Genomic DNA, 17,213 nt, shown 5'->3' with positions numbered 1-17,213 from the left:
ATCGTGTGCGTCGGTGCGGGGCCCGCGGGGCTGTACTTCGCGATCTCGGCCAAGTTGCGCAATGCCGGGCACGAGATCACCGTGTATGACCGTGACCCGCCCGCGGCCACCTACGGCTGGGGCGTCGTGTACTGGGACGACCTGTTGGACGTCCTCTACCGCAACGATCCGGAAAGCGCCCGGGAGATCGACGCCAAGTCCGTGCTGTGGCAGGACCAGGAGGTGCGCGTGCACGGCCCGGACGGCGAGCAGACGGCCTACTTCGGGGGTTACGGATACAGCATGAGCCGAGCCGACCTGCTGGACATCCTGGCCCGGCGTGCCGTGGAGCTCGGTGTCGACGTCCAGTACGGCCACCGCGTCGCAGATCCCTCGACGCTTCCCGAAGCGGACCTTCTCGTCGCTGCCGACGGCGCGAACAGCGGGATCCGGAGCCAGAGCGCGGCTTTCGGAACCCGCATCGAGGTCGGTCTCAACCCCTACATCTGGCTCGGCACGGACCAGGCGTTCCGCAGCTTCGTGTTCAGCTTCGAGCGGACGTCCGCGGGATGGATCTGGTTTCACGCCTACCCCTCGATCGCCGGAATCAGCACCTGCATCGTCGAATGCTCACCGCAGACCTGGCACGGTCTGGGGCTCGACGTGCTGGACCGCGACCAGGGAGTGCGACTCCTGGAGGACATCTTCAAGCGCCCGCTCGACGGCCATCGCCTGATCAGCCGGTCACGGGGTGCACCGGCGCACTGGCAGCGCTTCGCGCACGTGACCAACGAGACCTGGTACCACGACACGACGGTGCTCGTCGGCGACGCTGCCCACACCACCCACTTCACACTGGGCTCGGGCACCAGACTGGCAATGATCGATGCGATCGTCCTCGCCCACAGCCTGCAGAAATACGTGGACGTGGAGGAGGCGCTGCGGGAGTACGACCGCCATCGCCGCGCGGAACTCCATCCGGTGCAGGCGGCCTCGCGTACGAGCATGGCGTGGTTCGAGCACGTGGACCAGTACGTTGACCGCGGCGCTGTGGCGTTCGCGCATGCCATGTCGGTGCGCCACGGCGGGCAGAGCCCCTGGCACCTTCGACTCCACCTCGCCACCCAGATCGCTGCGGTACGCACGGCACGGCGTGCCTTCGCCTCTGGCCGACGCTGGTACCTCGGCCGCCGGCGGGGCGGCTGAACAGACGACCGATCACGTGGAGCCGGTCGACCACCGTGCCCGTCCGGACTCGATCAGGAGGGAAGCCGTCACGGCCGGCTTGACTTCATGAGCTGTCCGCCGTGCCGCTTCCTCCTCGTCGACGGCCCGGCCGAACGCTCCCTGATACGTCGTCATGGCGAAGCGCCTGGGCCGCGGCGCCGCCGAGCTGCTGACCACCGCCGAGGACCTGCGGCACCACGACATCGAACTCGACCTCCTCACCGGCCCCCTCCCCGGCGCGCCTCCCGGGATCGGCCATCATGGCGCACAGGGTGCACGCGGGTGCCGAGGCGGTCGCGGGTGCGGGGCGCACGCCGATGCGCACGGGGTGCCGAGGCGGTCGCGGCGGGTCGCGGCGGGAAGGGTGCGGTTGTGAGGCTGACGATTCTGGGCGGGGGCGGATTCCGGGTGCCGCTCGTGTACGGGGCGCTCCTCGGTGACCGCGCCGAGGGGCGGGTCACCCGGGTCGTCCTCCACGACCTCGACGCGGGGCGGCTGAACGCGGTGGTCCGGGTCCTCGCCGAGCAGGCGGCGGGCGTGCCGGACGCGCCCGAGGTGACCGCCACGACCGACCTGGACGAGGCCCTGCGCGGCGCCGACTTCGTCTTCTCCGCGATCCGCGTCGGCGGCCTGGAGGGGAGGGCGGAGGACGAGCGGGTGGCGCTGGCCGAGGGCGTCCTCGGCCAGGAGACGGTCGGCGCGGGCGGCATCGCCTACGGACTGCGGACCGTGCCCGTCGCCGACGGCATCGCCCGGCGCGTGGCCCGGCTCGCCCCCGACGCCTGGGTCATCAACTTCACCAACCCCGCGGGTCTGGTCACCGAGGCCATGTCCCGCCACCTCGGCGACCGCGTCATCGGCATCTGCGACTCCCCGGTCGGCCTCGGCCGGCGGATCGCGCGCGTGCTCGGCGTGCGGCCCGAGGAGGCGTGGGTCGACTACGCCGGTCTCAACCACCTCGGCTGGGTGCGCGGCCTGCGCGTCGCCGGCCGCGACGAACTCCCGCGTCTGCTGGCCGACCCCGGCCTGCTCGGCTCCTTCGAGGAGGGCAAGCTCTTCGGCGCCGAATGGCTGCGATCGCTGGGCGCGATCCCCAACGAGTACCTGCACTACTACTACTTCAACCGCGAGACCGTACGCGCCTACCAGGAGGCCGGGCAGACCCGCGGCGCCTTCCTGCGCGACCAGCAGGCCCGTTTCTACGCTGAGGCAGGCGACCCGGACGTGTCGGCGCTGGCCGCCTGGGACCGTACCCGCGCCGAGCGCGAGGCCACCTACATGGCGGAGAACCGGGAGACGGCCGGTGCGGGCGAGCGTGAGGCCGACGACCTGTCCGGCGGGTACGAGAAGGTGGCCCTGGCCCTGATGCGGGCCATCGCCCGGGACGAACGCGCGACGCTGATCCTCAACGTCCGCAACCGCGGCACCTTGTCGGTGCTGGACTCCGAGGCGGTCGTCGAGGTCCCGTGCCTGGTCGACGCGAACGGTGCGCACCCGATCGCGGCCGATCCGCTCCCCGGTCACGCGGCGGGCCTGGTCTGCGCGGTCAAGGCGGTCGAGCGCGAGGTGCTCTCGGCCGCCGCGTCGGGCTCGCACGCGACGGCGGTGAAGGCCTTCGCGCTGCACCCGCTCGTCGACTCGGTGAGCGTGGCCCGCAGACTGGTCGACGGCTATCGCGCCGTCCACCCCGGCCTGGCGTACCTCGGGGACCGGTCGTAGGCGCCGCCGCGTAGACGTCGGTGGGGCACAGCCGGGAAGTGGACCCGCGCCGGCGGGGTTGCGCCGGGCGGTCGGTCGCTCCCCCGTAACAGCGACCGACCGCCCAGGCCCCCCGTGATCCCCCGTGATCCCCGCTTCCCCCGTGCCTTTCATTCCTTTAGAGCGGGCGGTCGGCTCCCTGATACACCCCCGCCGAGGAAAAGTCCCCCGGACCGGGATCCGGGGGGCTCTCCCTCAAGACGCGGTGTGCGGTGTGCGGTTGGCTCAGCCGGTGAAGCCGGCGGTGATGGACGTGAACTGCCAGGTGCTCTGGCCGATGCCGGAGCAGTTGCTCACCACGCCGCCGCCGGGGCAGGGCCGGTCACGATTGACCGCCCAGTAGGCGAGCCGGGCGATGTGGTGGGCGTTGGCCCAGTCGCGGATCTGGGTCCAGATCGCCGGGGTGGTGTTCTCCTGCTGGTCGGACAGGCCGTTCATGCCGGAGATGCCGATGTGCGCGTAGGCCGCGGCGTCGTCCCAGCCGAAGGTCGACTTGAGCTTGGCCTTGAGGCCCTCGGCGGCGTTGACCGTGTTGCCGTACATGTCGGAGCCGCCGCCGAAGTCGAACGGCATGATCGTGAAGACGTCGATGTTCGCGCCCAGTGACTGCGCCTGCTCGATGAGCCGGTTGCCGTAGTACGTCGGCCCGGTCGTCGAGGTGCCGAAGGTGACGATCGTGCGCAGGCCGGGGTTGTTGGCCTTGACGGTCTTCAGCGCGGTGAGGATCTTCGCCTGGACGGCCTCGTTCTCGAACTCGTCCGTGTTCTCGATGTCCATGTCGATCGCCTTGAGGCCGTAGGCGTCGATCACCTTCTGCAGCGCCCCGGCCAGCGCGCTCGCCGAGGAGCAGTTGGCGCCGAGCTTGCTGCCCTGCCAGCCGCCGAACGACGGGACGATGTCACCGCCCGCGGAGCGGATCTGGTTGATGACGGTCTGGTCGGTGCCGCCGGTGAGTGGCCGGCTGCCGTCCCAGGCGGGGTTGCAGCCGCCGGAGTCCAGCATGAACGCCATCGTGTACCACTTGATCCCGGTCGCGCTCATCACCGAGGTCGCGCTCGGCGGGTCGCCCCAGCCGAGGTAGAGGTAGGGCGCGGCCTGTTTGAAGCCGGTGCCGCCGCCGGTGCCCGCGTCCGTCGTGACGCTCACCGAGTTCGAGGCCGCCGACGTGTTTCCGGCCGCGTCCCGCGCCTTCACGGTGAAGGTGTAGGAGGTGCTCGGCGACAGCCCGCTGACCGTGGCGCTCGTGCCGGAGACGCTGAGCACGTTGTTCGAGCCGCTGTAGACGTCGTACGCCGTCACGCCCACGTCGTCCGTCGCGGCGTTCCACTTCAGCGACACGCTCGACGACGTCCGGCCCGTGGAGGTCAGGCCGGTGGGCGTGGTCGGCGCCTGGGTGTCCGAGCCGCCACCGCCGCCGCCCGGGCCGTCCAGGCTGATGTCGTCGGCGTAGTAGGTCCCCTGCGCGTACCAGCCGTGGACGTAGATCGTGGCGCTGGTCTGGGCCGCGCCGGTGGTGAACGACACCGACAGCCGGCTGTACGCCGACGGGGACGTCGTCCAGGTCGAGGCGCCGCCGTTCACGCCGAGGTAGACGTAGGAGCCGCGCACCCAGCCCTGCAGCGTGTACGTCGTGTTCGGCTGGACCGAGACGGTCTGGCTGCACTGGGCGTTGTCGCTCGACGACACCGCGCCGGAGAGCGCCTTGGTACCGCCGTGCACGGGGGTGGAGACGACCGAACCGAGGTTCCCGGTGCAGGACCAGGGGGACAGTCCGCCCGACTCGAAGCCGGGGTTGGAGAGGATGTTGGCCGCATGGGCCGTGCCGGGGAGGGCGATGGCCCCGGCCAGGGCGAGGGCCGCGGAGCCCAGCAGGGCGAGAAGCCGACGTCTGTGACGTCCGGGTGTGTTGCGCACGCGATCTCCCTGATGAAAGTGGGGTGTTCGGGAGGCACAGCTGAAGTGCGGTGGTGCGCAACCAAGTTGGTATGGACCAATCCCGGTGTCAAGGCGCGGCGCCGAGATTGGTCCAGACCGGTATCGAGTTGTGGCCGACGGGGCACCCGCCGGGGCCCGCCGTGGTGGGCCGGGTCTCCGGTGAGCGCGTCCGGGAGTGTCCGGGCGGGGGAGCTAGGCGGATGCCGTGGCCCGCGGGGTGGTCTGTGCCGGGGCGGCGCCGGCCGGTTCCGGGGCCGGTGCGGGCACGGCCGGCAGCAGCGGCTCCCGCGCGCGCTGCGCCGGAAGGGACACCGGCCGCAGCGGACGTGGGCCCGACACCACCGTGTAGTCCTGTCCCAGGAACGGGGGCTCGATCTCCCCGGGGTCCTCGCCCAGCGCCAACTGCACGGCGGCCCAGGGGGCGTTGATCCCGCACAGGGACAGCTGGTGCAGCCCGCCCGCCGGCCGGGTGTTGACGTCCAGCAGGACCGGCTGGTCGCCGTACATCCGGAACTGGATGTTGGACAGGTAGTGCAGCCCGAAGCCCTCCGCGATCCGTTGGGCCGGCTCCAGCCACCGCTCGTGCACGGTGAAGCCGCGGCGACGGCCGTTCTTGGTGCGGCCCACGGCCATGCGGACACGGTTGTCCGGCCCGGTCAGGCAGTCGACCGACACCTCCGGCTGCTCCAGCCGCGGCATCACCAGCCAGTCGACCTGCCCGGCCGCCTCCTCGTCCGCCTCCTCCAGTGCCCGCAGCACCAGGTCGAGCGGGACGGAGGGGCTCGGGAAGCCACTCAGCTGCGTGAGCGAGAAGGGGGCACGGGTGATCACCCGGAAGCCCACGCCGCCCGCGCCGGACGCCGGCTTGAAGCACGCCCGGTGCCCCGCCGATTCCAACTCCTCAACAGCGGAAAGGAGTTCGTCAGCGGTACGCACCCGCCACCACGGCGGCACCGGCACGCCGATCGAGCGGACCGCCTCGTACGCGGTCGCCTTGTCCTCGAAAACGGCGACCGCCTCGGGCGTAGGCGCGAGCAGCGCGGTGCCCGCCGCCGCGAAGTCGGCGCGGTGCGCCACGATCGCCGTCTGGTGCAACCGCGGCACGAACACGTCGATGCCGCGCCGCCGGCACTGGGCCAGCGCGTACTCCACGTACCCGGCCGGGGACAGGCCCTCGGGCTCCGGTTCGGCGGTGTCGGCGGCGGCCAGCACGGGGGAGTCGGCGTCGCCGTGCGTCGCGTGGATCTCCACCGCCCGGTCGCTGGGATTTCTCCGCAGCTGATCCATGAAGAACACGTTCTCCGCGTACGTGCGGTTGAGCCAGACGCGTACGCGAGAGACCATGCAGGCCGCCTTTCGGGGTGCGCGGGCAGGGCGAAGCGGGCCGTGCCCGGCCAGGGGGGATGGAGGGACACCAAACCGCCCTGCGTGAGGGAGAGTTACGGCGGTGGTGTTGGGGCGATCATACGGCTTCCGAGGGCCGCCGCGTGCAACGCGCGTGTTACGGATTCGCCGCTTCCGTGGACCCCGGCGACCGGGACGTCCGGCACCCGGCCCCGGGGCGCCCGGCAGCCGCAAGTCCGGCCGTGACGGAACGCCGCACGACCTCCCCGTGAGCAGTGGTTTTCGGCCGTCGCGCCCCGCCGTCGGCGCGGAGTTCCCTTGTCCGGGCGGCGCCGGGTGTGTTCTTGTGGTCACGTCGTGCGCGCGGAGGGGGCGACAGGTGACGAGGAAGGCCGGCGGTGCCGGAGAGCTGCTGGCCGTCAGCGACCTGCACATCGGCTACGCCGAGAACCGCGCCCTGGTGGAGGCGATGGTGCCCGGCTCCGACGACGACTGGCTGCTGGTGGCCGGGGACGTCGCCGAGACCGTGGCCGACATCCGCTGGGCCCTGCAGACGCTGGCGGACCGCTTCCGCACAGTGGTGTGGGCCCCCGGCAACCACGAGCTGTGGACCCATCCGAGGGACACCGTCACGCTGCGCGGCGTCGCGCGCTACGAGCACCTCGTCGAGGTCTGCCGCGACCTGGGCGTCCTCACGCCCGAGGACCCCTACCCGGTCTGGGACGGTCCCGGCGGCCCGGTGGCCGTGGCGCCGCTGTTCCTGCTGTACGACTACTCCTTCCTGCCTGCCGGCTGCGCCACCAAGGACGAGGGGCTGGCGTACGCGCACGGCACCCGCGTCGTGTGCACCGACGAGTACCTGCTGCACCCCGACCCCTACCCGAGCCGCGAGGCCTGGTGCCGGGCCCGCGTCGCGGAGACCGGGCGCAGGCTCGCCGAACTGCCCGACGACCTGCCCACGGTGCTGGTCAACCACTATCCGCTGGACCGGCACCCCATGGACGTCCTGTGGCACCCCGAGTTCGCCATGTGGTGCGGCACCCGGCTGACCGCCGACTGGCACCGCAGGTTCCGCGTGGCCACCATGGTCTACGGCCACCTCCACATCCCCCGGACCACCTGGCACGAGGGCGTCCGCTTCGAGGAGGTGTCGGTGGGTTACCCCCGTGAGTGGCGCAAGCGCCCGGAACCGCCGGGACGGCTGCGCCGTGTGCTGCCGATGGAGGTCGGATCCCGTTGATCGAGGAGCTGCTCCCGGACTCGGTGGTGGCCGTGGAGGCGTACGGCGACGACGAGACCGACCGCGCCCCGTTGCACCCCGAGGAGCTGGCGGTGGTGGCGCAGGCCGTGGACAAGCGCCGCCGCGAGTTCGCCGCCGTGCGCGCCTGCGCCCGCCGGGCCATGGAGAAGCTCGGCGTGCCGCCGCAGCCCGTACTGCCCGGTGACCGCGGTGCCCCGCGCTGGCCGCAGGGACTGACCGGCAGCATGACCCACTGCGACGGCTACCGGGCCGCCGCCCTGGTCCGCGCCGCCGACCTGGCCTCCCTCGGTATCGACGCCGAGCCCCACGCCCCGCTGCCCGAGGGCGTCCTGGCCGCCGTCGCTCTGCCCGCCGAGCGGGAGCGGCTGAGCCTGCTGGCCGCCCGGGAGCCAGCCGTGCACTGGGACCGGCTGCTGTTCAGCGCCAAGGAGTCCGTCTACAAGGCGTGGTTCCCCCTCACCGGGAAGTGGCTGGACTTCACCGAGGCGGACATCGAGGTCCGCGTCGACCCGGGGACGCCGCGGCTCGGCCGCTTCCGTGCCGAACTGCTGGTCCCCGGGCCCCTGGTGGGCGGCCGCCCGCTCACGTACTTCGAGGGCCGCTGGGCCGCCCGGCGGGGCCTGGTGGCCACCGCCGTGACGGTCCCTCACGTCTGACATCCCTCATGCGGGGGCGGACGGCCCGCCCCCGCATGAGGGCCACTGGCCCGAAGAGGTCCAGCGGCGCGGCTCACGACCCCGGGCACCAGGTCCGCAGCAGACGGAAGAACGCCTCCTCGTTCCCGGTGAGACCCGCGCGGGCCAAGGCGCGCTCCGCCTCGGCGAGCACGGCGGGCGGCACGAGCGGTGGCCGGCCGTCCGGTGGCCCGTCGAAGGCCGCGCGTACCGTGTGCAGTAACCGCAGATAGGCCTGGACGGCGGTGCGCTCGCGGTCGGTCAGTACGGCGGTCGGCATGGTTCGCTCTCCCCGGTCGGCGTCACACGGTCACGCGCCCGGCCCCTCGAAGGGCGCGTACGCCTCCGCACGGCGGCTGCGCACTCCCAGCTTGCCGCCCGCCACTGACAATGCCCTTGGCGATCCGTGCCGGTTCGCCCGCTCAGCGGAGGCGAAACCAGCCGGAATTCCTGGGCTGACGGCCGGCGCGCCGACCGAGCCGTACCTGTACTGCCCCGCCCCGCGTTGCCCCGCCGCCTCAGGCTGTCCCCGCCCTGCCGCCGGTCCGCCGCCTCAGGCCGTCTCGCCCTGCCGCCGCTCGGGCGTCACGGGCGCCCGGAGCCGCGCACGTGTTCCGGGCCTCGTGTGCGTTTCGGGCCTCGGGTCCGTCCTGGGCCTCGCGTCCGTCCTGGGTCTCGCCCGTGTCCCGGGCGGCTTCCGGGGCGTCCCCGGCGCCGGGGACGCCCCCGGCCCCGAATTCGTCCCCGGCCGCGGGGGCGTCGTGCGCCTCGCCCTCCCCGCGGCGGCCCAGGTACCCCAGGGACGCCTCGATCCGCCCGGCGAGATGATTGCGCCGTACCGGCCCCCGCAGCGACGAACCGGCCAGCCAGGTACGGCACTTGCTGGCGAGGAGCAGCCCGAAGGCCTCGGCCTGCTCCTCCTCGGTGACGTCGAACCGGGTGCGCGCCGCGGCCCGGTGCACGGTCGCCCGCAGGTCGGCGAGGTCGGTCCGGTCGCCGATCAGGCGCGCGGCGACCGAGACGCCGTCGACGTGATGGCCGCAGTGCCCGGCCTGCATGTGCCACAGCTCGTGACCGAGGATGACCAACTGGTGGTCGGGAGCCGTGCGTTCCTCCACCAGGACCAGGTCCTGGTCGGCCATGTCGAGCCACAGCCCGCTGGCGGTGCCGGGCGGGAAGGCGGCCGTACGGTAGCGGACGGGGCGGCCGCGGCGCCTGCTCATGGCGTCGCACAGCGCGGCGTACAGCTCGGCCGGCCGGGCCGGTGCCGGCAACGTCAGCTCCGCGACCAGCTCGCCGCACAGGCGGCGCATGTCCCTGCCGATGCCCACGTTCCTCCCCAGCATCACGACTCGGGCCGCTTGACGCTCTCCAGAAGCATGTCCAGCCACTCCGCGACCTTGTCCCGGTGCTGGTCGGTGGGCAGTTGCGCGGCCCGCCAGGCGATCCCGCGCACGCCGTGGTCCTGCAACAGCCGTTCGAGCGGGTCGTCGGCGGCCTCGGCGGCCTGCCGCTCGCGGTCGGCGAGCCGCTGGAGGAGTTCCTGCTCACTCCGCTGGAGCGCGCCCGCCAGGGCCTCGGGGTCCTCCGCCGTGAGGAAGCCGGCGTGCACCCGGAAGAAGCGCTGGATGGCGTCGCAGTGCTCCATGGTGGGGCGCCGGTCGCCGTTGATGAGGGCGCCCGCCTGCTGCCGCGACATGCCCGCGCCGTCGGCGATCTCCTGCTGCGTGTAGCGGCGCCCGTTGGGCTTCAGCCGGGTGCGGCGCAGCAGGTCCAGCCGTTGCAGGAACCGGGCCTGCACGTCCGGCTCGCCCGCGGGCCGTCCGCTGAGCAGGGCCCTGACCACGGGTTCCGGCACGCCGCAGGCCACGGACAGGCGGCTGACGTCGAAGACCTCCGCGTGCGGGACGTCGAGCCGGTCGGCGAGTGCGGTGACGCGTGCGACGACGGCCGGCAGGACAGCCGACGCCGTGGTGCCCGGATCCTCGAAGCCATCCGTCACCGACAGATCTCCTACGTCTCTCACAGGCTTCTCACAAGCGGTTGCCGTGAACTTCCCGGAGAGTAGCGGGTCGTTCGAACTCACATCCAGGTCTCGCCACAACTGTGGCCAATTTCAGCCGTCAACGGGCATGAAATGCCACGATAGTTGACACGACTCGCGTCGGAGCAGCAGGATCAAGGCGCCGCGTGAAGGCCGCAGAGGCAAGAGGGGTGACACCTCCCGATGGCATTTCAGGCAGGAGGGCAGCGGCCGGAACCGCGGCCCGGCCCCGAGAGTCCCGAGGCGCGGGCCTATCTTCAGGACTACGCCACGCTTCTGGAGGCCGTCTCCTTTCCCTCGTTCGTCGTCGACCACCGCTGGGACGTGGTCCTCACCAACAGTGCCTTCACGTCGCTCTTCGGCGGGGTCGGACCGCACCCCACGGCCATGCCGCACGACAACTTCCTGCGTTTCGTGCTGTTCCACCCGGACGCGGGCAGCGTCCTCGGCGAGCACGAGTCACGGTGGTGTCTGCCGATGCTGGCGCACTTCGAGGCCGCCATGGAGCGCCGCGGTCACGACCCCGGGCTCCAGGCCATCCGCCGCGACATCGCGCAGGACCCCATCATGGAGGCCGCCTACCGGCACGGCCTGCCGCACTGGCTCCGCGCGGTCGGGGACGCGGCCGTCGTGTCCGACGGCGCGGTCCGCCCGCTGCTGCACCCGGACCCGCGCTGGGGCGCCACCGACTGCCGCATCATCGAGGAGACCCCGGCCACCCTGCGCGACCTCGGCTGCACACGGCTCACCCTGGTCCTGCGCGAGACGCGCCGTCCCGCGTCGGTCCCGCGCGGACGACAGCGCCCGCGGCGTGCGGCCGGCCACCTCAGCGTGGTGACCGTCCCGGAGGCCTGACCCGGCACCGTCGGCGTTCAGGTCGCCGACGGCGCCGGGTTCACCCGCGTCGCCGAACTCGCCCCGGACGCCGGGCTCACATGTCCCGACCGTCTCTCGCGCCTCGCCCCGGAGGCGGGGCTCAGGCACGCCACGGCTCTCTCGCGCCTCGCCCCGGAGGCGGGGCTCAGGCACGCCACGGCTCTCTCGCGCCTCGCCCCGGAGGCCGGGCTCACGCACGCCGCCCGCCTCGCCCGCGGCGCGCCCCCGTCGTACCGCCCGCGCCCTCACCTCTCGCCGATGACGAGCACGAGCGGAACCGACCGGCACGGCACCAGCCGCAGCCCGCCGTGGGCGACGGCCCGCGCCCGTTCCAGTACCGCCCCGAAGTCCGGCCCCCGGGTGAGCGATCCGGCCAGATGCGCCGGATCGGCGGAGGCCGCCACCCGCCCACGGGTGTTCACCAGGCGGGCGGGGCCGGGCAGTTCCAGCAGCAGCGGCAGCACCGCCGCCTCGAAGTGCCGCAGATACACGTCGGCCGCGGCCACCCCCGCGAACCGGCCCGCCACGGTCACCGGCGCGGACAGCGTCAGGCTGTACTCGTCGGAGCAGAGGTAGTCGACGTAGGGCCCGGCCACCGCCCGCAACCCGGTGTCGCGGGGCAGCGCGAACCAGTCCCAGTGCGTGTAGTCCGCGTACGCCGACCGCCCCGGATCGAGGTCGGGCAGCAGCGGCCGTACGTCCCCCTGCGCCGTGCTCTGCCACCACTCCAGCCAGGCCGGCACATCGGCCAGCAGCCCCGGCGCGGCGATGAAGCCGACCCCGGAGACCAGTTCCTCGCGGGCCAGGCGCAGATGCAGCCCCGGCCGCAGGGCGGCGAGGTCGGCGGTGGCCGGTCGGCGTCCCAGCCCGTCCGCCCGCGCCAGCAGCGCGGCCGTGTCCGCGGCGGTGTCGGCGACCACGTCGAACACCGCCTCCAGGGCGCGGCCCACCCGCGTGGTCACCCGCGCCTCCATCCGGTGCGCCACGGACGCGTCCCGCGCGGCGACGGCCGCCTCGGTGAGCGCGGGGCTGTGGCTCATGGCGCCCTCCTGCGGACGGGAGCGTAGGCGGTGCGGCTACAGGGTCAGGCGTACGGCGACGAGCCGCGCCACCGACTCCCGCACGCACCGCTCGGCCGACGCGCGGGCCGCATCACGGTCCCCATCCTGCACGGCACAGATCACGGCACGATGGCGTTCTGCGACTTCTTCACGATATTCGTCGTCGCCGAACACCAGGCACAGCAGCGCCCCGACCTCCGTCTGCAGGGCGACCTGCTCCCGGGTGAGCCGCGCGGACTGCGCGGCCGCCGCCAGCTCCACATGGAACCGGCCGTACAGACGGCTGCGCGCCGCCGCGTCCGCGGCGCGCGCCAGCTCCTCGGCCGTACGGCGCAGGTGGTTCAGGTCGTGCGGCTCCGTGCGCTCCGCCGCGAGCCGGGCCGCGGTGCCCGACAGGGCGGCCCAGTGGTCGCCGAGGTCGCGCAGCTCCTCGGTGCTCCAGCCGCGCAGCCGGGACTTCAGCCGCTCCTCGCCCGGTACTTCGGGCAACGAGACGAAGCTGCCGCCGCCGCGTCCGCGCCGGGTGGTCACCAGGCCCTGCTGCCGCAGCGCCATCAGCGCCTCCCGCAGGGTCACCGTGGACACACCGAGCAGGCCCGCCAGTTCGCTCTCGCCGGGCAGCTGTTCCCCGTCCGCGAGCAGCCCGAGTTCGATGGCGTCGCCGATCCGGCGCACCACGGTGTCCACCCGCGCCCGGCTGTCCACCGGCGCGAAGACGGCCCTGCGGGCGTCGGCCGCTCCGAGGGCGCCGGCCGTCGCGCCGATCCCGCCTGTCCCGCCGGCCCCGCCCGTCGTGCCCGTCGCCCCGCCGGTGGTGCCGGCCTCGCCGGTCGGGCCGGGCCCGCGCCCGAGTTCTTCTTGCTTCACGGCCACCACCTTGCCAGTTGACCCAAGTTTTGCCTTGAGGCGGCCTTGAGATTTGAAGTATGACTTCATATGTTTCCGCTCAACGTTCGAGAGCGCCAGAAAGGTTCCCCGCATGGAGGGAATGGCCGTCCGGCTGCAGGGCCTGCGGAAGACGTTCGGGGAGACGGCCGCGGTGGCCGGGGTCGACCTGGACATCCGGGACGGGGAGTTCTTCTCGATGCTCGGCCCCTCCGGCTCGGGGAAGACGACGGTCCTGCGCCTGATCGCCGGGTTCGAGACGCCGACCGAGGGCCGTATCCACCTCGCCGGGCGGGAGGTCACCGGCCTCGCGCCCTTCGAGCGGGACGTCCACACCGTGTTCCAGGACTACGCGCTGTTCCCGCACATGACCGTCGAGCAGAACGTCGCCTACGGCCTCAAGATCCGCAAGGTGCCCAAGGCAGAGCGGCTGGTGCGGGCCCGCCAGGCCCTCGCCGAGGTGCGGCTCGGCGGCCTGGGCGAGCGCCGCCCCGCGCAGCTCTCCGGCGGTCAGCGCCAGCGCGTCGCACTGGCCCGCGCCCTCGTCGGCCGCCCCCGGGTGCTGCTCCTCGACGAGCCGCTCGGCGCCCTCGACCTGAAGCTGCGCGAGCAGATGCAGGTCGAACTGAAGGCGCTGCAACGCGAGGTCGGCATCACGTTCGTCTTCGTCACCCACGACCAGGAGGAGGCGCTGACGATGAGCGACCGCATCGCGGTCTTCCACCAGGGCCGCATCGAACAGGTCGGCGCCCCCGCCGAGATCTACGAGCGCCCGGCGACCTCGTTCGTGGCGTCCTTCGTCGGCACCTCGAACATGCTGCACGGCGAGTCCGCCCGGCGGATCCTCGGAGCGTCCGGCACCCACAGCATCCGCCCGGAGAAGATCCGGGTCCTCAAGGAGTCCGCCACCGCCGACGAGCCGGGGCTCGCCACCGCAACGGGCACCGTCGCCGAGGTCGTCTACCTGGGCGACAGCACCCGCTTCCTGGTCGACCTCGACGCCGGCGGCCGGCTCACCGCTCTCCAGCAGAACCTGGAGACCTCCGCCGAGGACGTCGCCGCCTACCGCGGCACCCGGGTCCGCCTGGCGTGGCAGCGCCGCCACGCGGTCCAGGTCCCCGACGCCCGCTGATCCACCCCACCCTCCAGGGAGAACCTCGTGCGCCTCACCCGAACCCTTCAGGCCGCGGCCGCCGCCGCGCTGCTGCTGACGGCCACCGCCTGCGGATCCTCCGGTTCCGCGGGCCCCTCCTCGGTCACCGGACTCAACCCGCCCGACCTCAAGGCGCCGTCGAAGCTGGGCGCGCCGGAGGGCCAGGTCAACCTGATCGCGTGGGCCGGCTACGTCGAGGACGGCTCCAACGACCCCAAGGCCGACTGGGTCGGCGACTTCGAGAAGAACACAGGCTGTCAGGTCCACTCCAAAGTGGCGGCCAGCTCGGACGAGATGGTCAAGCTGATGAAGACCGGCCAGTACGACGCCGTGTCGGCCTCCGGCGACGCCTCGCTGCGCCTGATCGCCTCCGGCGACGCCGCCCCCGTCAACACCGCCCTCGTCCCGAACTACAAGGACATCTTCGGCGACCTGAAGATGCAGCCCTGGAACTCCGTCAAGGGCGAGGCGTACGGCATCCCGCACGGCCGCGGCGCCAACCTGCTGATGTACAACACCGAGAAGGTCAGCCCCGCGCCCACCTCCTGGTCCGCCGTCTTCGACGACGCGGCGGCGCACAAGGGCCACGTCACCGCGTACGACTCGCCCATCTACATCGCCGACGCGGCCCTGTATCTCAAGGCCACCCGGCCCGAGTTGAAGATCAAGGACCCCTACGCGCTCGATCAGAAGCAGTTCGACGCCGCCGTCGCCCTGCTGAAGAAGCAGAACACGAACATCGGCGAGTACTGGAGCGACTACCTCAAGGAGGTCTCCGCCTTCAAGAGCGGTGACTCCGTGGTCGGCACCACCTGGCAGGTCATCGCCAACCTCGCCGCCTCCGAGGGCGCCAAGGTCAAGGCCGTGCTGCCGAAGGAGGGTTCGACCGGCTGGTCCGACACCTGGATGGTCGCCGCGAAGGCCAAGCACCCCACCTGCGCCTACAAGTGGCTGGACTGGATCGTCTCCCCGAAGGCCAACGCCCAGGTGGCCGAGTACTTCGGCGAGGCCCCCGCCAACGCCAAGGCCTGCGCGCGGACCGCCGACAAGAACTTCTGCGCCACCTACCACGCCGGTGACACCGCCTACTGGAAGCGGATCGCCTTCTGGAAGACCCCCATCCAGCAGTGCCTGGACGGCCGCACCGACGTCAAGTGCGTCCCGTACGCGCGGTGGGTGCAGGCCTGGACCGAGATCAAGGGCTGATCCATGACCGTCACCGCGCCCAGCGCCGGGCGGGGCTCGCGGGCCACCGTCCGGCGGTTGGCCGGAGTGCTGCACCGCCACCCCGGGCTCCGGCTCTCCGCGCTGCTCACGGCCCCGCTGCTGTGGCTGACCGTGCTGTACCTCGGCTCGCTGACCGCGCTGTTCGTGTCCGCCTTCTGGACCACGGACGCCTTCACCTCCGAAGTGGTGCGGGTCTGGACGGCCGACAACTTCCGCGCGCTGCTGACCACGCCCGTCTACCGCCAGGTGGTGCTGCGCAGCATCGGCGTCGCACTCGCGGTCACGGCGCTCTGCGTGGTGATCGCCTTCCCGCTCGCCTTCTACACCGCCCGTGTGGCCCGGCCGCGCCGCCGCCCGCTGCTGGTGGTCGCCATCCTCACCCCGCTGTGGGCGAGTTACCTGGTCAAGGTGTACGCCTGGCGGCTGATCCTCTCCGAGGGCGGCCTCGCCGACTGGATGCTGAGGCCGTTCGGGCTCGCCGGTCCGGGCTTCGGCCTGCCGGCCACCGTGCTGACCCTGACGTACCTGTGGCTGCCGTACATGATCCTGCCGATCCACACCGCCCTGGAGCAGCTGCCCGCCAACCTGCTCGACGCCTCCGCCGACCTGGGCGCCGGGGCCTGGCGCACCTTCCGCTCGGTCGTGCTGCCCATGGTGCTGCCGTCCGTGGCCGCCGGCTCGGTCTTCACCTTCTCGCTCAGCCTCGGCGACTACATCACCGTGCAGATCGTCGGCGGCAAGACCCAGCTGATCGGCAACCTCGTCTACTCCAACATCGAACTCAACCTGCCCATGGCCGCCGCGCTCGGCACGGTCCCCGTCGTCGTCATCGTGCTGTACCTGCTGGCCGTTCGCCGCACGGGCGCCCTCAGCAGCCTGTAAGAGGGGTGTTCCTCGTCATGCAGCTCTCCCGTCCGGCCCGCGTCGCGCTGCGCGTCGCCGCCGGCCTCGGCTTCGCGGTGATCTACGTGCCGCTGCTGCTGGTCCTCGTCAACTCCCTGAACCCGGACCGCAGCGCGAGCTGGCCGCCGCCCGGCCTGACCGCGCACTGGTGGTCGGTGGCCTGGGACAACTCCGGTGCCCGCGCCGCCCTGTGGGTGTCGGTGAAGGCGGGCCTCGGCGCCACCGCCGTCGCCCTGGTCCTCGGCACGCTCATCGCCTTCGCGGTGGCCCGGCACCGCTTCTTCGGCCGCGACACCCTCTCCTTCGTGGTCGTCCTGCCGATCGCGCTGCCCGGCATCGTCACGGGCATCGCGCTCAACTCCGCGTTCGGCGCGGTCCTGGAGCCGCTCGGCGTCGGCCTCGGCCTGTTCACGGTGGTCGTCGGGCACGCCACCTTCTGCATCGTCGTCGTCTTCAACAACGTCGTCGCCCGACTGCGGCGCACCTCCGGCTCCTACGAGGACGCGGCGGCCGACCTCGGCGCGCACACCTTCCGCGCCTTCGCCGACGTCACCTTCCCGCTGGTGCGCTCGGCGCTGTTCGCGGGCGGTCTGCTCGCCTTCGCGCTCTCCTTCGACGAGATCGTGGTGACCACCTTCACCGCCGGGCCGGGCGTCGAGACCCTGCCCGTCTGGATCTTCGGCAACATGACCCGCCCGCAGCAGGCGCCGGTGGTGAATGTCGTGGCGGCCCTCCTCGTGCTGCTGTCCGTCGTGCCCATCTACGTCGCCCAGCGGCTGTCGGCGGACACGGCGACCACGAGCCGGGTGTAGCCCGGGGCCGACGGGGCCGGGTCCCGCCCGGGTCCGGCTGGGGCTGTCGGGGGTCGGCCCGGGGCTGTCCCGGG

At 72.6% G+C, this 17,213-nt stretch carries 16 protein-coding genes and 1 pseudogene; 9 read left to right on the top strand and 8 right to left on the bottom strand.

The window, feature by feature from the left end; genetic code table 11:
• The first annotated feature begins 3 nt into the window (after window positions 1-3).
• The gene (locus ACF1A5_RS31900; RefSeq protein WP_392196344.1) at window positions 4-1,185 is read left to right on the top strand and encodes an FAD-dependent monooxygenase; all 1,182 of its coding nucleotides are present in this window, start codon (window positions 4-6) and stop codon (window positions 1,183-1,185) included.
• A gap of 12 nt (window positions 1,186-1,197) precedes the next feature.
• On the opposite strand, the gene ACF1A5_RS31895 is transcribed toward ACF1A5_RS31900, so the two are convergent.
• The gene (locus ACF1A5_RS31895; protein WP_392196343.1) at window positions 1,198-1,341 is read right to left on the bottom strand and encodes a hypothetical protein; all 144 of its coding nucleotides are present in this window, start codon (window positions 1,339-1,341) and stop codon (window positions 1,198-1,200) included.
• Between the two features lie 237 nt (window positions 1,342-1,578).
• Here ACF1A5_RS31895 and ACF1A5_RS31890 point away from each other — a divergent pair, with 237 nt between their 5' ends.
• Window positions 1,579-2,925 (top strand): 6-phospho-beta-glucosidase, encoded by a 1,347-nt coding sequence (locus ACF1A5_RS31890; protein WP_392196342.1) that lies wholly within the window; start codon window positions 1,579-1,581, stop codon window positions 2,923-2,925.
• Between the two features lie 264 nt (window positions 2,926-3,189).
• Here the strand turns inward: ACF1A5_RS31890 and ACF1A5_RS31885 are convergent, their stop codons facing one another.
• Both ACF1A5_RS31885 and ACF1A5_RS31880 read right to left on the bottom strand, forming a co-directional pair.
• Entirely contained in the window at window positions 3,190-4,878 is a 1,689-nt protein-coding gene (locus tag ACF1A5_RS31885; protein WP_392196341.1) for a carbohydrate binding domain-containing protein, read from the bottom strand.
• Window positions 4,879-5,091: 213 nt separating this feature from the next.
• Window positions 5,092-6,243 carry an ATP-grasp domain-containing protein gene (locus ACF1A5_RS31880; RefSeq protein WP_392196340.1) on the bottom strand — a complete coding sequence of 384 codons (1,152 nt, stop codon included), beginning with the start codon at window positions 6,241-6,243 and terminating at the stop codon, window positions 5,092-5,094.
• Between the two features lie 379 nt (window positions 6,244-6,622).
• Here ACF1A5_RS31880 and ACF1A5_RS31875 point away from each other — a divergent pair, with 379 nt between their 5' ends.
• A complete protein-coding gene (locus ACF1A5_RS31875; RefSeq protein ID WP_392196339.1) occupies window positions 6,623-7,483 on the top strand; it encodes a metallophosphoesterase family protein in 861 nt (286 codons plus the stop codon).
• Window positions 7,480-8,160, top strand: coding sequence for a 4'-phosphopantetheinyl transferase (locus ACF1A5_RS31870; protein WP_392196338.1), 681 nt, complete (start codon window positions 7,480-7,482; stop codon window positions 8,158-8,160). The genes ACF1A5_RS31875 and ACF1A5_RS31870 overlap by 4 nt, the downstream gene beginning before the upstream one ends.
• Before the next feature lie 73 nt (window positions 8,161-8,233).
• Here ACF1A5_RS31870 and ACF1A5_RS31865 read toward each other — a convergent pair whose 3' ends face one another.
• The 3 genes and pseudogenes from ACF1A5_RS31865 to ACF1A5_RS31855 all read right to left on the bottom strand — a co-directional run bounded on the left by ACF1A5_RS31865 (window position 8,234) and on the right by ACF1A5_RS31855 (window position 10,180).
• Window positions 8,234-8,458, bottom strand: a complete 225-nt coding sequence (locus ACF1A5_RS31865; protein WP_356190448.1) for a hypothetical protein — start codon at window positions 8,456-8,458, stop codon at window positions 8,234-8,236.
• 496 nt (window positions 8,459-8,954) lie between these two features.
• Window positions 8,955-9,491 (bottom strand): annotated as a pseudogene (locus tag ACF1A5_RS31860) (toxin-antitoxin system, toxin component); the annotation flags it as partial.
• Window positions 9,492-9,523: 32 nt separating this feature from the next.
• On the bottom strand, window positions 9,524-10,180 hold the full coding sequence (locus tag ACF1A5_RS31855; protein WP_392196337.1) for a helix-turn-helix domain-containing protein: 657 nt from the start codon (window positions 10,178-10,180) through the stop codon (window positions 9,524-9,526).
• A gap of 225 nt (window positions 10,181-10,405) precedes the next feature.
• Here ACF1A5_RS31855 and ACF1A5_RS31850 point away from each other — a divergent pair, with 225 nt between their 5' ends.
• Window positions 10,406-11,077 (top strand): hypothetical protein, encoded by a 672-nt coding sequence (locus ACF1A5_RS31850; protein ID WP_392196336.1) that lies wholly within the window; start codon window positions 10,406-10,408, stop codon window positions 11,075-11,077.
• A 266-nt stretch (window positions 11,078-11,343) separates the two neighbouring features.
• Here ACF1A5_RS31850 and ACF1A5_RS31845 read toward each other — a convergent pair whose 3' ends face one another.
• The gene (locus ACF1A5_RS31845) at window positions 11,344-12,072 is read right to left on the bottom strand and encodes a cache domain-containing protein (RefSeq protein WP_392196356.1); all 729 of its coding nucleotides are present in this window, start codon (window positions 12,070-12,072) and stop codon (window positions 11,344-11,346) included.
• 102 nt (window positions 12,073-12,174) lie between these two features.
• Window positions 12,175-12,924: a FadR/GntR family transcriptional regulator gene (locus ACF1A5_RS31840; protein ID WP_392196355.1), complete on the bottom strand. Its 750-nt coding sequence runs from the start codon at window positions 12,922-12,924 to the stop codon at window positions 12,175-12,177.
• Between the two features lie 214 nt (window positions 12,925-13,138).
• Here ACF1A5_RS31840 and ACF1A5_RS31835 point away from each other — a divergent pair, with 214 nt between their 5' ends.
• Genes ACF1A5_RS31835 through ACF1A5_RS31820 form a run of 4 tightly spaced genes read left to right on the top strand, consistent with a single transcriptional unit; the run spans window position 13,139 to window position 17,139 of the window.
• Complete coding sequence (locus tag ACF1A5_RS31835; RefSeq protein ID WP_392196335.1) at window positions 13,139-14,176, top strand: ABC transporter ATP-binding protein; 1,038 nt, start codon at window positions 13,139-13,141, stop codon at window positions 14,174-14,176.
• A 27-nt stretch (window positions 14,177-14,203) separates the two neighbouring features.
• Window positions 14,204-15,403: an ABC transporter substrate-binding protein gene (locus tag ACF1A5_RS31830; protein WP_392196334.1), complete on the top strand. Its 1,200-nt coding sequence runs from the start codon at window positions 14,204-14,206 to the stop codon at window positions 15,401-15,403.
• Between the two features lie 3 nt (window positions 15,404-15,406).
• Entirely contained in the window at window positions 15,407-16,306 is a 900-nt protein-coding gene (locus ACF1A5_RS31825; RefSeq protein WP_392196333.1) for an ABC transporter permease, read from the top strand.
• Window positions 16,307-16,323: 17 nt separating this feature from the next.
• Window positions 16,324-17,139 carry an ABC transporter permease gene (locus ACF1A5_RS31820; RefSeq protein ID WP_392196332.1) on the top strand — a complete coding sequence of 272 codons (816 nt, stop codon included), beginning with the start codon at window positions 16,324-16,326 and terminating at the stop codon, window positions 17,137-17,139.
• The last annotated feature ends 74 nt before the right edge of the window (window positions 17,140-17,213 follow it).

It is taken from the genome of Streptomyces sp. NPDC014864, from assembly GCF_043081525.1.
Taxonomy (GTDB): domain Bacteria; phylum Actinomycetota; class Actinomycetes; order Streptomycetales; family Streptomycetaceae; genus Streptomyces.
Note: the sequence above shows the minus strand (reverse complement) of the source record. Positions and strands in the feature narration are given on the sequence as shown.

Bases quoted from the DNA above. Each gene is read 5' to 3' on its own strand.
- ACF1A5_RS31895 (WP_392196343.1), bottom strand. From the start codon at position 1,341: ATGACGACGTATCAGGGAGCGTTCGGCCGGGCCGTCGACGAGGAGGAA.
- ACF1A5_RS31880 (WP_392196340.1), bottom strand. From the start codon at position 6,243: ATGGTCTCTCGCGTACGCGTCTGGCTCAACCGCACGTACGCGGAGAAC.
- ACF1A5_RS31865 (WP_356190448.1), bottom strand. From the start codon at position 8,458: ATGCCGACCGCCGTACTGACCGACCGCGAGCGCACCGCCGTCCAGGCC.
- ACF1A5_RS31850 (WP_392196336.1), top strand. From the start codon at position 10,406: ATGGCATTTCAGGCAGGAGGGCAGCGGCCGGAACCGCGGCCCGGCCCC.
- ACF1A5_RS31845 (WP_392196356.1), bottom strand. From the start codon at position 12,072: ATGGAGGCGCGGGTGACCACGCGGGTGGGCCGCGCCCTGGAGGCGGTG.
- ACF1A5_RS31835 (WP_392196335.1), top strand. From the start codon at position 13,139: ATGGAGGGAATGGCCGTCCGGCTGCAGGGCCTGCGGAAGACGTTCGGG.
- ACF1A5_RS31825 (WP_392196333.1), top strand. From the start codon at position 15,407: ATGACCGTCACCGCGCCCAGCGCCGGGCGGGGCTCGCGGGCCACCGTC.
- ACF1A5_RS31820 (WP_392196332.1), top strand. From the start codon at position 16,324: ATGCAGCTCTCCCGTCCGGCCCGCGTCGCGCTGCGCGTCGCCGCCGGC.